Below are 14,031 nucleotides of genomic sequence, written 5' to 3' on the forward strand. Positions count from 1 at the left end.
TATGCGATGTGTACTGGATAAGTTACCAATTTTAAGGTTGGTGGCTTATCCTTTTTTTATTTTATAGGAAAGCATATACATACGCCCTCTTTAATCAATTAACAACAGGAGGATTTTATTTTGAAACAGGATGTAATACAATCGGGCAAAAAAGCAGTGCTATTGGTACCACAAAAATATCTTGGGCTCAAGGGGCTTATTTTCTTTATTACATTAATGGCAATGTTTATACCGCTGTCAATTGATCTGTATCTGCCGGCTATGCCTACCATGATGACTTATTTTAATACCACATCGGCTATGGTGAATTTAACGCTGGTCGCCTTTTATTTCTTCTTTGCAGCTGGAATTATTTTGTTTGGACCGTTAAGTGATAAGTACGGCAGAAAAATGATACTGATTACATCGTTAAGTCTGTATACAGCTGGCAGTGTGGCCTGTGCCTTATCACCCTCGATTGAGCAATTGATTTTATTTCGAGTATTTCAGTCCTTAGGTGCAGGTGGTGTCATGGCAATCTCAACAGCATTGGTCAAAGATTGTTTTTCGGGAAAGATTAAAAGCAAGGTACTTGCGGCTGTTCAGGCCATGGGAGTCCTTGCACCTATGATAGCTCCCATTGCAGGAGCCGCAATTTTGAGGGTTGCCGATTGGAGAGAAGCTTTTTGGATTTTGGCAATAATCGGTGCTTTAACGTTAAGTGTTACGCTTCTTTTCCAGGAGTCTTTACCAAAGTCAGAACGCTATAAGGGAAGTCTTGGGGGTTCTTTGGTACGCCTTTTCGTTGTAGGAAAGAATGTGGGATTCAGTACTTTTTTATTTGTAGCAGCAATGATGGCAGCTCCATATATGGCGTATGTGACTCTTTCGTCCTATATTTATCAGGAATTTTTTTCTTTGGATGCCCAGACATACAGCTTCTTTTTTGCAGTTAACTCCGGGTTGGCTGTTTTAGGTCCGGTTATTTATATTCGCACCATAGGAAAGATATCTCCAAGAAGGTTTACCTGGTGTTGTTTTTTAGTAGCATTGGCGAGCGGAATGGGGGTACTTTTTCTGGGAAGCCTTTCTCCGTTCCTGTTTCTTTTTACTTATCTGCCTTTTACTTTAGTGGAGGGAGCTATACGTCCCTTCAGCACCAATATTTTACTGGATCAGGTGAGTGAGGATGTTGGTTCTGCCTCTTCCTTGATCAATGCGGTTCACACAATCTTAGGCAGCGCAGGTATGGCTTTGGGTTCCTTAGCCTGGGGCAATATGATACATGGATTGGGATTGATTATGGTTGGAGCAACGTTAACTGTAATTGTTATTTGGGGAGTTTTCTTACAGAGTAAAATAACAATAAAAGGCTTAAAGGAATAAAAAATGAAAGCGGCAGGCAAAACACGAAACTCACCATGTTTTGCCTGCCGCTTACTTATGTCTAAATATGACCTATTGTTCTTTTATAAGATTTTTCTGAGCAGTAGAAAGCATCAGCTTAATACGGTTCAACTGGTTTACTTCACTTGCACCGGGGTCATAGTCAACGGCTATAATATTGGAATCCGGATACGTTTTCCGAAGTTCCTTGATTACACCTTTTCCTACAATGTGGTTCGGAAGACAACCGAATGGCTGAGTACATACGATGTTGTTGGTTCCAGTATGAATCAGCTCCAGCATCTCACCGGTTAAGAACCAGCCTTCTCCCGTCTGGTTGCCGATGGAAACAAAGTCCTTGGCCATATCTGCCAGATTGCCGATATGGGAAGGTGCCGTGAAATGACGGCTCTTTTCCAGTTCCTTCTTCGCAGTTCTGCGGAAGAATTCCAAGAGAGAGATTCCCATATTAGAGAGAGCAGCGGTAGATTTCTTTCCGCCCAGGTTCTCAGCTTTGAAGTTATTGTTATAGAAGCAGTATAAAAGGAAATCCATTAAATCAGGCATAACTGCCTCGGCACCCTCTGCCTCCAGAAGCTCTACGATGTTATTATTGGCAAGAGGAGAAAACTTAACAAGAATCTCTCCAACCACGCCTACCTTCGGTTTCTTTCCAGGGTTTCTCTCCAGCTTATCAAAGTCACGGATAATTCCCCTGATGTTACGGGAGAAGGTTATCATATCTGCGGACTTCTTTGATAAGGACTGGATACAGCGCTCTTTCCATCTTTCGTGCAGGGAATTGGCTGAGCCAGGAATCTTCTCATATGGTCTTGTGGCATAAACAACTCTCATGAATACGTCGCCGTACACCACAGCCTGCATGGCCTTGGTCAGCATAGGCAGTGAGATCTTAAAGCCTGGATTGGTCTCCATGTTGTTGGCGTTTACCGAAATAACAGGAATCTGTCCCATGCCGGAACGCTCCAAAGCTCTTCGTATAAATCCAATGTAGTTGGAAGCCCGGCATCCGCCGCCGGTCTGGCTCATGAAAATGGCGGTACGGTTTAAATCGTAATTACCGGATAATAACGCATCCATAATCTGTCCCACTACAATGAGAGAGGGGTAGCAGGCATCGTTATTCACGTATTTAAGCCCTGTATCAACCGCGGTACGGTTATGATTCTGAAGGACCTCAATCTTGTAGCCAAAGGCACGAATCGCTGGTTCAATTAAGTCAAAGTGAATGGGTGACATCTGAGGACAAAGTATGGTGTATTCCTCTTTCATTTCCTTGGTAAACATGACACGGTTATAGGAGCTTGATACCACATTCTGCTCATAATGCTCTTTATCACGTACTTTTAAGGCTGCAATCAGGGATCGGATTCGGATTCTTGCTGCACCTAAGTTGTTGACTTCATCGATCTTTAAAATGGTATAGATTTTACCGGACCCAGTAAGGATATCATTGACCTGGTCTGCGGTTACGGCATCTAAGCCGCAGCCAAAGGAGGTAAGCTGAATTAAATCCAGATTGCGCTCCCGTTTTACCAGGCTGGCTGCCTTATATAGTCTGGTGTGGTACATCCACTGGTCAGTAACCATCATAGGCCGTTCGATTTCAGCCAGATGGGAAATGGAATCCTCTGTAAGAACTGCAAAGCCAAAGGAGGTAATGAGTTCAGGAATTCCGTGATTGATCTCAGGATCCACGTGGTATGGGCGACCGGCCAGAACGATTCCGTGGCGGTCATTTTCCTTTAACCATAAAAGGGTCTCTTCTCCCATTCGCTCAAGGTCAGCCCGTGAAGCCATAAGCTCATCCCAGGCAGCGTGAGCGGCGTCCTTAATCTCTGACGCAGGGATCTGGAACTCTTTTTTAAATACTTCAACCAACCGGGAGGTTAAAATCTCTTCGTTGGTAAATGCCATAAATGGATTTAAGAACCGTATTCCTTCCGTCTGGATTCCCTCTACGTTATTTTTGATGTTCTCTGCATAGGAGGTGACGATCGGACAGTTAAAATGGTTTCCTGCATCAGGAGTCTCATTTCTCTCATAAGGGATGCAGGGGTAAAAAATGGTCTTAATTCCTTCCCGGATGAGCCATTCCACGTGACCGTGGGCCAGCTTTGCCGGATAACATTCCGATTCGCTTGGTATGGACTCAATACCCAGTTCATAGATATTTCTGGTGGACTGAGGGGAGACCACGGTGCGGAACTTAAGTTCCCGGAAGAAAATCGCCCAGAAGGGGTAATTCTCATACAGGTTAAGTACTCTTGGAATACCGATGGTGCCACGCTCTGCCTGCTCTTCCGTAAGAGGATCATAATCAAACATGCGCTGATTCTTGTATTCAAAGAGGTTTGGAACATCACCGGATGCTTTTTCTTTTCCAAGACCACGTTCACAGCGGTTACCGGAAATAAACTTACGTCCGCCGTCAAAACGGTTTACGGTGAGGACACAGTTGTTGGTACATTTTCTGCATCGTGCCATGGAGGTCTCGTAGTGAAGATTTAAAATCTCATCAAGACTAAGCATGGTTGTTTTCTGGGACTCTTCATAACGCTCTCTTGCAATCAGAGCCGCGCCAAAGGCACCCATGATTCCTGCAATGTCAGGACGAACTGCCTGGCAGCCGGAAATCTGTTCAAAGCTTCGTAAAACGGCATTGTTATAAAACGTACCGCCCTGAACCACCACGTGCTTTCCTAAATCGGAAGGAGAGGTGATTTTAATTACTTTAAATAAAGCATTCTTAATAACGGAATAGGCAAGGCCCGCAGAAATATCAGAAACCTCAGCCCCTTCTTTTTGGGCCTGCTTTACATTGGAATTCATAAATACGGTACATCTGGTTCCAAGATCCGTAGGATTTTCTGCAAAAAGTGCCTCTGTGGCAAAATCCTGGACCTTGTAATTTAGGGAGTTGGCAAAGGTCTCAATAAAGGAGCCGCATCCGGCGGAACATGCTTCGTTTAACTGAACGCTGTCCACAGTGCCGTTCTTAATGCGGATACACTTCATATCCTGGCCGCCAATATCTAAAATGCAGTCTACCTCAGGCTCGAAAAAGGCTGCCGCATAATAGTGGGAGATGGTCTCTACCTCGCCCTCGTCAAGTAGAAAGGCTGCTTTTATAAGAGCTTCTCCATATCCGGTGGAGCAGGACCATACGATCTCACTGTCGCTGGTAAGCTGTTCTTTTATTTCCTTTATAGCTTTTACTGCGGTTGCAAGAGGGCTTCCGTTGTTGCTGCTGTAGAAGCTGTATAACAGGGTTCCGTCTTCACCAACTACGGCTGCTTTGGTAGTAGTTGATCCTGCGTCAATGCCCAGGAAACATTTTCCATGATAGGAGGAAAGCTCTCCTTTCTTCACAGAATGACTGTCGTGACGGGCAATAAAGGAATCATATTCCTCTTTGCTGTTAAAGAGAGGTGACATTCTCTTTACTTCAAACTCCATGCGGATGCCTGTGGAGAGTCTGGATATCATCTCCTCTAAGGAAACCATGGAATCCTTGGTTTCGATTGCATTCATAGCCGCACCGATGGCTGCAAAAAGATGAGAATGATCCGGTGCGATGATTTCGTCGTCGGATAAATTCAAGGTGCGGATAAAGGCTTTCTTTAATTCCGGAAGGAAATGCAAAGGGCCTCCCAGGAATGCAACATGGCCTCTGATCGGCTTTCCGCAAGCCAGTCCGCTGATGGTCTGGTTTACCACTGCCTGGAAAATAGAAGCTGCTAAATCTTCCCTGGTAGCCCCTTCGTTGATGAGTGGCTGAATGTCCGTCTTGGCGAATACGCCGCAGCGGGCAGCAATTGGATAGATTGCTTTATAATTTGCTGCATATTCATTGAGTCCAGAAGCATCGGTCTGTAATAGAGCTGCCATCTGGTCAATGAACGAACCGGTACCGCCTGCGCAGATTCCGTTCATACGCTGGTCAATCCCACCGGAAAAATAGATAATTTTTGCATCTTCTCCCCCAAGTTCGATTGCCACGTCTGTATGTGGGGCATAATCCTTAAGAGAGGTAGCGACTGCTACGACCTCCTGAACAAAGGGGACCTTTAAATGCTTGGATAAAGTCAGACCGCCGGAGCCTGTAATTCCCGGTCGAAGATCCATGGGTCCAAGTTTATCATAGGCCTTCTTTAAGAGTCCGGCCAGTGTTTCCTGTATATTTGCAAAATGGCGTTCATAATCAGAGAATAAGATCTCATTTTTCTCGTTTAATATTGCGATTTTTACCGTAGTAGAACCGATATCGATTCCTAGAGTGTTGTATGTAATCATATGTGCGGGGTTAACCCCTGCCTCCTTTTGTGTAGAAGTAAGTTGCTGGCTCACCGAACATCAGTTTAACATAAAATAAGAAATAATACAATTGTCAGAACATGCTATTTTAATGTCAAAACTAGTAAAATTTGTTTAAGTTCACAAAATACGGTTTCATTTCGTTTGACAAATATCAATCGGGATTCTATAATGTATAAGTCAAAGTCCGCCATAGGATTCATATTAATTTTTTTAGTGGAAGGGGGAAACGCTATGATACAGATATATAAGACTGAGGATGGTCTGATTCAGCAGAAAGACGAGCTTTCTCCAGGTTCCTGGATAGCGCTTACAAACCCCACTGCTACCGAGATTCTGGAAATCGCCAATACGTATAAGATCGACCCGGATGATTTAAGAGCCCCTCTTGACGAGGAAGAGCGTTCCCGAATCCAGACAGAGGATCATTACACCTTGATTCTTGTGGACGTTCCTACTATTGAGGAACGAAACGACAAAGACTGGTATGTGACCATACCTATGGGTATTATTACGACGGATGATGCGATTATTACGGTGTGTCTGGAAGATACCACGGTATTAAATGCGTTTATGGATGGCCGGGTCAGGGATTTCCATACGTATATGAAAACTCGTTTTATTTTGCAGATTCTTTATAAGAACGCATCGCTTTACCTTCAGTATTTAAGGGTCATCGATAAAAAGAGCGGAGTGATTGAGGAAAAGCTTCACAAATCTACGAAGAACCGGGAGCTCATCGAGCTTTTGGAACTGGAAAAGAGTCTTGTGTACTTTACCACATCCTTACGTTCCAATGAGATGGTGCTTGAAAAACTCATGCGGAATGAAAAAATCAAAAAGTATCCGGAAGATACGGAGCTTTTGGAGGACGTCATTGTCGAGAACAAGCAGGCCATCGAGATGGCTAATATCTACAGTGGCATTTTAAGCGGAACCATGGATGCCTTTGCCTCTGTAATTTCCAATAACTTAAATATTGTAATGAAATTTTTGGCGACGATTACCATTGTCATGTCCATACCCACCATGGTGGCAAGCTTTTATGGCATGAATGTAAATTCCAGTGGAATGCCGTTTGCCAATCACCCCCACGGGTTTGAAATCGTATTAGGATTTACGCTGGTTCTGACTCTGATTGTAGCATGGATTTTTTCAAAAAAAGATCTCTTTTAGTTTAATCAAGTAAAGGAAGAAGGCATGAAATTTTTTTACAATTTGGAGCGCAAATTTAGAAAATATGCGATATCCAATCTTATGTACTATATTATTGGGATGTATGGTGTAGGGCTTTTAATGGAGCTTTTTGCACCTGGATTTTACGTCAATTATCTATCTCTCAATGCACCGAAGATTTTAAGCGGGCAGGTATGGAGAATTGTAACATTTTTGATTTACCCCCCTGGAGGCACTAATATTTTCTTTAATCTGATCAGCATGTATCTTTACTATATGCTTGGACAGAATTTAGAAAGGATCTGGGGCGCATTTCGTTTTAACGTTTATTTCTTTATGGGAGTCATCGGACATGTGGCAGCAGCCCTTGTTGTATATATTTTTATGGGGGATACCGTGTTTTTAACAACCGAGTATTTAAACTATTCCCTTTTCTTTGCTTTTGCTGCGACGTTTCCGGATCTGGAATTCCTTTTGTTTTTCGTGATTCCGATGAAAGCCAAATGGCTGGCAATTTTTAACGGGATATATTTCCTTTATGGGTTTATTACCGGCAATATGGCGACCAGAGTCACAATATTTATGTCTTTATTTAACTTTATCCTCTTTTTCGTATTGACACGTAATTTGAACCGGTTCAATCCGAAAGAGATCAAAAGAAAACATAATTTTCAGAAACAGATGAAAATTATGCCCCAGGGAGGGACACACCATAAGTGTGCCGTCTGCGGACGGACCGAAAAAGATTCCCCCAACCTGGAATTCCGTTATTGTTCAAAATGTGAGGGCAATTATGAATATTGTTCTGAGCATTTGTATACACACAAACACGTTGAACCGGACCACCCCACAACCGGCAATACGACCCACTAGTTACGGAGGATAATAATGAAGAAAACAAAGATTATTTGCACAATGGGACCTAATACAAATGACCGCGAATTGATGAAAGCACTGGCATTACATGGTATGGATATTGCCAGATTTAACTTTTCTCATGGTGACTATGAAGAGCAGAAGGCACGCCTTGATATGTTAAAGAGCGTTCGTGAAGAATTAGATCTGCCGATCGCAGCCCTTCTTGATACAAAAGGACCGGAGATCCGTACCGGCGTCCTGGTAGATGGCAAGAAGGTAACGTTAAAGGAAGGAGATACCTATACTTTAACAACGGAAGATATTGTCGGCGATGCTGCCAGAGGTCATATTACTTACGATGGACTCGCTAAGGACGTTACAAAAGGAAACCGCATTCTGATTGATGACGGCTTAATTGAGCTTGAAGTTCTGGAAGTAAAAGGCAAAGAAATCCATTGCACCATTGTGAATGGAGGAGAGCTGGGAGAGAGAAAGGGTGTTAACGTGCCTAACGTTAAGATCAAGCTTCCTGCACTGACAGAAAAAGATAAACAGGATATTCAGTTTGGTATTGAACAGGGATTTGACTTTATTGCAGCTTCCTTTGTACGTACCGCTGATGCCATCAGAGAAATCAAGGATATCCTTGCTTTAAACGGTTCCAACATGGCAGTTATTGCCAAGATTGAGAATGCAGAAGGAATTGAAAACCTGGATGATATCATTGAAGTAAGTGATGGAATCATGGTTGCCCGTGGAGATATGGGTGTTGAGATTCCTGCTCAGGAAGTACCATTTGTTCAGAAGAGCATCATTGACAAATGTAATGTTGCTTGTAAGCCGGTTATTACAGCCACTCAGATGCTGGATTCCATGATCCGTAACCCGCGTCCAACAAGAGCCGAGGTAACTGACGTTGCCAATGCGGTTTACGATGGTACCGATGCAGTTATGCTATCTGGTGAGACTGCTATGGGTAAATATCCGGTTGAAGCTCTTACTATGATGGCTTCCATCGTAGAAGAGTCAGAGAAGCATCTGGATTACAATGCATTCCGTCAGCGTAGAGTATCTGCTGCCAACGAGCATAACGTATCCAATGCGGTTTGCTATTCTTCTGTTGCTACTGCCCGCGACTTAGATGCAAAGGCGATCGTAGCACCAAGTATCAGCGGTTTTACCACAAGACTGTTATCCAAGTGGAGACCTGAAAGCCAGATCATCGGTTTATCTCCAAGTTCCTCAGCTCTTCGTCAGATGCAGCTTTACTGGGGTGTTAAGCCATTCCATGCAAAGCGTGCAGAATCTACTGACGTGCTGATCTACTCCTCCATGGAGCTTTTAAAGGAGAAGGGAATTGTAAAGGAGAATGACACTGTAGTCGTTACTGCAGGCGTTGTAAATCCGGTGAGAAAGCATGAAGCAGCAGCTCACACCAACATCATGCGTGTGGTAAATGTAAACTAATTGATTTATATTTTTGAATAAATATACAAAAAAAGTGTGGACAAAAGAGTCTATCCCCGGTACAATGTAGCTTACTAGCAGGAATGCCGGAGAAGGCTCTTTTTGCATAGTTTAACTTACGAGAGGAGAGGAAAGCTTTGGAAAAGACACCATTTGTTACCAAGGAAAAATTATTAGAAATTGTGAAAGAATATCCAACTCCCTTTCATATTTATGATGAAAAGGGAATCAGGGAGAATGCAGAAAAACTGAAACAGGCATTTTCCTGGAATAAAGGTTACCGGGAGTATTTTGCAGTCAAGGCTACTCCGAATCCGTTTATCCTTAACATCTTAAAGGATTATGGCTGCGGGGCTGACTGTTCATCCATGACAGAACTTATGATGTCTGATGCCATTGGCTTTTCCGGCTCTGATATCATGTTCTCCTCCAACGATACTCCCGCAGAGGAATTCCAGTATGCAGATAAGGTGGGCGGTATCATCAATCTTGACGATATTACCCACATTGATTTTCTGGAAAAAGCCATCGGCCATATTCCGGAGACTATAAGCTGCCGGTACAATCCAGGCGGAATCTTTAAAATCAGCAATGATATTATGGATAATCCTGGAGATTCCAAATATGGAATGACGACAGAGCAGATATTTGAGGCGTTTAAGATCTTAAAGAGCAAGGGAGCAAAAGAGTTTGGCATCCATGCATTTTTAGCCAGCAACACGGTGACCAATGAATATTATCCTCTGCTTGCAAAAGTAATGTTTGAACTTGCAGTGAAGCTGAAAGAGGAGACGGGTGCCCATATTACCTTTATTAATCTGTCAGGCGGAATCGGTATTCCATACCGTCCGGGACAGGAGCCTAATGATATTATAGCCATTGGGGAGGGGGTAAGAAAGGTTTACGAAGAAATTCTGGTACCGGAAGGCATGGGAGACGTAGCCATCTATACGGAGCTTGGACGTTTCATGCTGGGACCTTATGGCGGACTTGTGACCGAAGCCATTCATGAAAAGCATACCCACAAGGAATACATTGGAGTGGATGCCTGCGCAGTCAATCTTATGCGTCCGGCTATGTACGGGGCGTACCATCACATTACTGTTATGGGAAAAGAGAAGGAAGCATGCAGCCACAAGTACGATGTAGTTGGTTCCCTTTGTGAAAATAACGATAAATTTGCCATTGACCGGATGCTTCCGGAGATCTCTATGGGGGATCTGCTATTTATCCATGATACAGGAGCCCACGGTTATGCCATGGGTTATAATTACAATGGAAAGCTAAGGTCCGCAGAGCTGCTTTTAAAAGAAAATGGAGAGGTTGACTTGATCCGAAGAGCCGAAACTCCAAAGGATTACTTTGCCACATTTGATTTTTGTGATATTTTAAAGGACGTAAAGTACGATTTATAATAGAAATATAATAGAGGAAAGGGGTCCTGTGACATGTAGTTGTCAATGGGAGCCCCTTTTTTCTGATTTTAAACAGAAAAATCCCTGTGCCTTACGACACAGGGGAGATTTCTTAGGATTTTCGGATTTCAAAAAGGGTAAAAGGATAATTGCTATACATTGTGCATTTCTTATGTCATTAGTATAACACACCCCCTCGGTAAAAGTTTGTATATTGTTTGAATAGATTATGAAGATTTTCTTAATATCGTCTTATGTAAATTAGCGGGAACGCAAAAATTTACTCCTGAAATGAAACCATGGAAGTCACTGTGGAATATCCTAATAAAAAAGGAATCAGGTAGTGGACTGTGGATCATGTAAGAGATGCAATACATTGTGACATGGCTTACCGCATGGGTCTTACTGGGCGGGGCATAGGTGTTGCAGTGCTTGATACGGGAATTTATCTTCATGAGGACTTCGAACATAGAGTAGCAGCTTTCGTGGATATTGTTCACCGCAGGCGGGATGCTTATGACGATAATGGTCATGGTACCCATATTGCTGGAATTATTGGAGGAAGCGGAAGCGCTTCCGATGGAAAATATATGGGGATTGCACCAGAGTGTCACATCGTAATGCTTAAGGTTCTTGATAAAAAGGGGAATGGATATGCTTCAGATGTGCTGGCCGGTTTAAAATGGGTCCGCGATAACCGGGAACGGTATGGAATCCGTATTGTCAACATTTCCGTTGGTTCCTTTTCAAGAAAAGGTATGACGGAAAATTCAGTCCTGGTGCGGGGAGTCAATGCGGCCTGGGATGACGGCCTTGTGGTCTGTGTAGCAGCAGGCAACATGGGACCTGGCTCCAATACCATTACAACTCCTGGTATCAGCAGGAAGGTGATTACGGTAGGGTGTTCCGACGATTATAAGGAAGTTAATGTTATGGGGAACCGGATGATTGATTATTCCGGAAGGGGCCCCACCGGTGCCTGTATCTGCAAACCGGAAATAATTGCTCCGGGAGCAGGAATCATGAGCTGCTCCAATGAACCGGGAGAATATCAAAGTAAGAGCGGTACTTCTATGTCAACGCCTCTGGTTTCAGGGGCAATTGCGCTTTTGCTGCAGAAATATCCTTATATGAACAACAGAGATGTGAAGCTGATGCTTCGGGAGAGGGCCGTTGACTTAGGGCTTCCCATCAATCAGCAGGGATGGGGGCTTCTTGATGTGGAGAGGCTTTTGCTGTAAGGAATGGCATTCAAAATCCGGGTCTGTTAAGGATGACAGACCCGGATTATAAAAACCTTGCAGGAGGGACCAGCCTGTGATATAGTTAGCTTACATTCTAAAGGTATCATGCCTTTTTTAGTACTCATCCGGCAGCTCGCCGGGATTTTTTCACTGTATGAAATTTTAGGCCGGACAGGCAGGGAGTGTGATGCTGATTGGACTAATACATGAAATTACTAGTTGACATTTGCCGTAAAATATACTATTATTATGAGTAGAAGAAGAACATTTGTTCGTGTTGGAGGATAAGATGAATAAAGATGATAAGCTGAAAGCACTGGATGCCGCCCTTACACAGATAGAGAAAGCATATGGAAAAGGTTCTGTTATGAAGCTGGGTGACAGTGGAACCAATATGAATGTAGAAACCATTCCCACAGGAGCCCTGAGTCTTGATATCGCCTTAGGATTAGGCGGAATCCCAAAGGGAAGAGTCGTTGAGATCTACGGACCTGAATCAAGCGGTAAGACTACGGTGGCACTCCATGTTATTGCAGAAGTTCAAAAGCGTGGCGGAATCGCTGGTTTTATTGATGCGGAGCACGCCCTTGATCCTGTTTACGCTAAGAAAATCGGAGTTGATATTGATAACCTTTACATATCCCAGCCAGATAACGGTGAGCAGGCACTTGAGATTACTGAGACCATGGTACGCTCAGGAGCAGTGGATATCGTAATCGTTGACTCCGTTGCAGCTCTTGTTCCCAAGGCTGAGATCGAGGGAGACATGGGAGATTCCCACGTAGGACTTCAGGCAAGACTTATGTCCCAGGCCCTCAGAAAGCTGACAGCAGTCATCAGCAAATCCAATTGTATCGTACTTTTCATCAACCAGCTTCGTGAGAAGGTTGGTGTTATGTTCGGCAGCCCTGAGACCACCACAGGCGGACGTGCCCTTAAGTTCTATGCCTCTGTTCGTATGGATATCCGTAAGATTGAGACCTTAAAGCAGGGCGGCGATATGGTAGGTAACAGGGCGAGAATCAAGGTAGTTAAGAATAAGATTGCTCCTCCTTTTAAGGAAGCGGAATTTGATATCATGTTCGGCAAGGGGATTTCCAGAGAAGGCGATGTTTTAGATCTGGCGGTGAAGGAGAATATTGTGGAAAAGAGCGGAGCCTGGTTTGCATATAACAATGCAAAGATTGGTCAGGGCCGTGAAAACGCTAAGATCTACCTTCAGGATAATCCGGCAATCTGCTTAGAGATCGAGAATAAGGTCCGTATGAATTACGGCCTGCCAATCGAAGGCGGAGTGGATGCACCGGCAGCAGATGGTGCAGGTGCCAAGGAAAGCAAACGCATCAAGGCAGAGGAGAATAAGGAAGCTTCCTCAAAGGAATAAGCTTTTGCTCTAAATAAGCAGTTGTAATATAATAGAAAGAATAAGGGACACTCATGATAGTAATGGAGATTGTACCCGTCGATAAACGCAGGAGTAAAGTCTTTCTTGATGAAGACTTTGCTCTTGTTCTTTATAGAGGGGAAATAAATAGATTTGGGATTAAAGAAGGAGAAGAACTTTCCGAAGACACCTACCAGGAGATTCTTAAAGATGTTTTGTTTAAAAGAGCCAGAGAGCGGGTGCTTTATCTTTTAAAGGCTTCGGATAAGACAGAGCAGGAACTGGTAAGGAAGCTAAAGGATGGGGGTTACCCCAAAGAAGCCATTGAATATGCCGTTGGTTTTGTTAAGGAGCACCGGTTTATCAATGATGAGGATTATGGAAAACGGTACGTGGAATTTAATTCCAGGCGAAAGAGTGAGAAGCAGATTCAGTTCGAGCTTCAACGAAAAGGCCTGGACAAAGAGATGATCCGGGATATCTTAAAGGAACAGCCGGTGGATGAGGAAGCCCAGATTCAGGCCTATATCCGGAAAAAGCGGATAGATCCACAGGAGCTGGACCGAAAGGAACGTTCCAAAGTGATGGCCTCCCTGGGAAGAAAAGGTTTCTCTTACGAAGCGGTAAACCGTGTCTTAGGTGCGAATTTTGACGATATTTGACGAGAAGGAAATTGTGTATAAGTATACCGGAAACAAGGGTTAAATACTTGACATAATGTATAAAACAGTTTAAAATTGAAGTGTTGTATTGTTGTACAATGAAAATCTAATAAGGAGGTGCT

Annotated in this window: 9 protein-coding genes; 8 read left to right on the forward strand and 1 reads right to left on the reverse strand. The window is 43.6% G+C overall.

Features of this window, described 5'->3' with window-relative positions; all coding sequences use genetic code 11:
* Positions 1 to 120: 120 nt before the first annotated feature.
* On the forward strand, positions 121 to 1,365 hold the full coding sequence (locus tag OW255_RS03650) for an MFS transporter (RefSeq protein WP_268115665.1): 1,245 nt from the start codon (positions 121 to 123) through the stop codon (positions 1,363 to 1,365).
* Between the two features lie 72 nt (positions 1,366 to 1,437).
* On the opposite strand, the gene OW255_RS03655 is transcribed toward OW255_RS03650, so the two are convergent.
* On the reverse strand, positions 1,438 to 5,682 hold the full coding sequence (locus OW255_RS03655; RefSeq protein ID WP_268115666.1) for a 2-hydroxyacyl-CoA dehydratase: 4,245 nt from the start codon (positions 5,680 to 5,682) through the stop codon (positions 1,438 to 1,440).
* A 255-nt stretch (positions 5,683 to 5,937) separates the two neighbouring features.
* Between OW255_RS03655 and OW255_RS03660 the strand changes: the two genes are divergently transcribed.
* From OW255_RS03660 to OW255_RS03690, 7 genes are all read left to right on the forward strand, one after another.
* Positions 5,938 to 6,879, forward strand: a complete 942-nt coding sequence (locus OW255_RS03660; protein ID WP_024837251.1) for a magnesium transporter CorA family protein — start codon at positions 5,938 to 5,940, stop codon at positions 6,877 to 6,879.
* Positions 6,880 to 6,903: 24 nt separating this feature from the next.
* On the forward strand, positions 6,904 to 7,752 hold the full coding sequence (locus OW255_RS03665; RefSeq protein ID WP_024837250.1) for a rhomboid family intramembrane serine protease: 849 nt from the start codon (positions 6,904 to 6,906) through the stop codon (positions 7,750 to 7,752).
* A 15-nt stretch (positions 7,753 to 7,767) separates the two neighbouring features.
* Entirely contained in the window at positions 7,768 to 9,204 is a 1,437-nt protein-coding gene (pyk, locus tag OW255_RS03670) for a pyruvate kinase (RefSeq protein ID WP_024837249.1), read from the forward strand.
* Positions 9,205 to 9,341: 137 nt separating this feature from the next.
* The gene (locus OW255_RS03675; RefSeq protein ID WP_268115667.1) at positions 9,342 to 10,619 is read left to right on the forward strand and encodes a diaminopimelate decarboxylase; all 1,278 of its coding nucleotides are present in this window, start codon (positions 9,342 to 9,344) and stop codon (positions 10,617 to 10,619) included.
* Between the two features lie 395 nt (positions 10,620 to 11,014).
* Positions 11,015 to 11,860 carry a S8 family peptidase gene (locus tag OW255_RS03680; RefSeq protein WP_416861716.1) on the forward strand — a complete coding sequence of 282 codons (846 nt, stop codon included), beginning with the start codon at positions 11,015 to 11,017 and terminating at the stop codon, positions 11,858 to 11,860.
* A gap of 292 nt (positions 11,861 to 12,152) precedes the next feature.
* Complete coding sequence (recA, locus tag OW255_RS03685) at positions 12,153 to 13,247, forward strand: recombinase RecA (protein ID WP_024837246.1); 1,095 nt, start codon at positions 12,153 to 12,155, stop codon at positions 13,245 to 13,247.
* 53 nt (positions 13,248 to 13,300) lie between these two features.
* Positions 13,301 to 13,909 carry a regulatory protein RecX gene (locus OW255_RS03690; protein ID WP_024837245.1) on the forward strand — a complete coding sequence of 203 codons (609 nt, stop codon included), beginning with the start codon at positions 13,301 to 13,303 and terminating at the stop codon, positions 13,907 to 13,909.
* Positions 13,910 to 14,031: the final 122 nt, after the last annotated feature.

The organism is Lacrimispora xylanolytica, from assembly GCF_026723765.1.
GTDB lineage: Bacteria > Bacillota > Clostridia > Lachnospirales > Lachnospiraceae > Lacrimispora > Lacrimispora xylanolytica.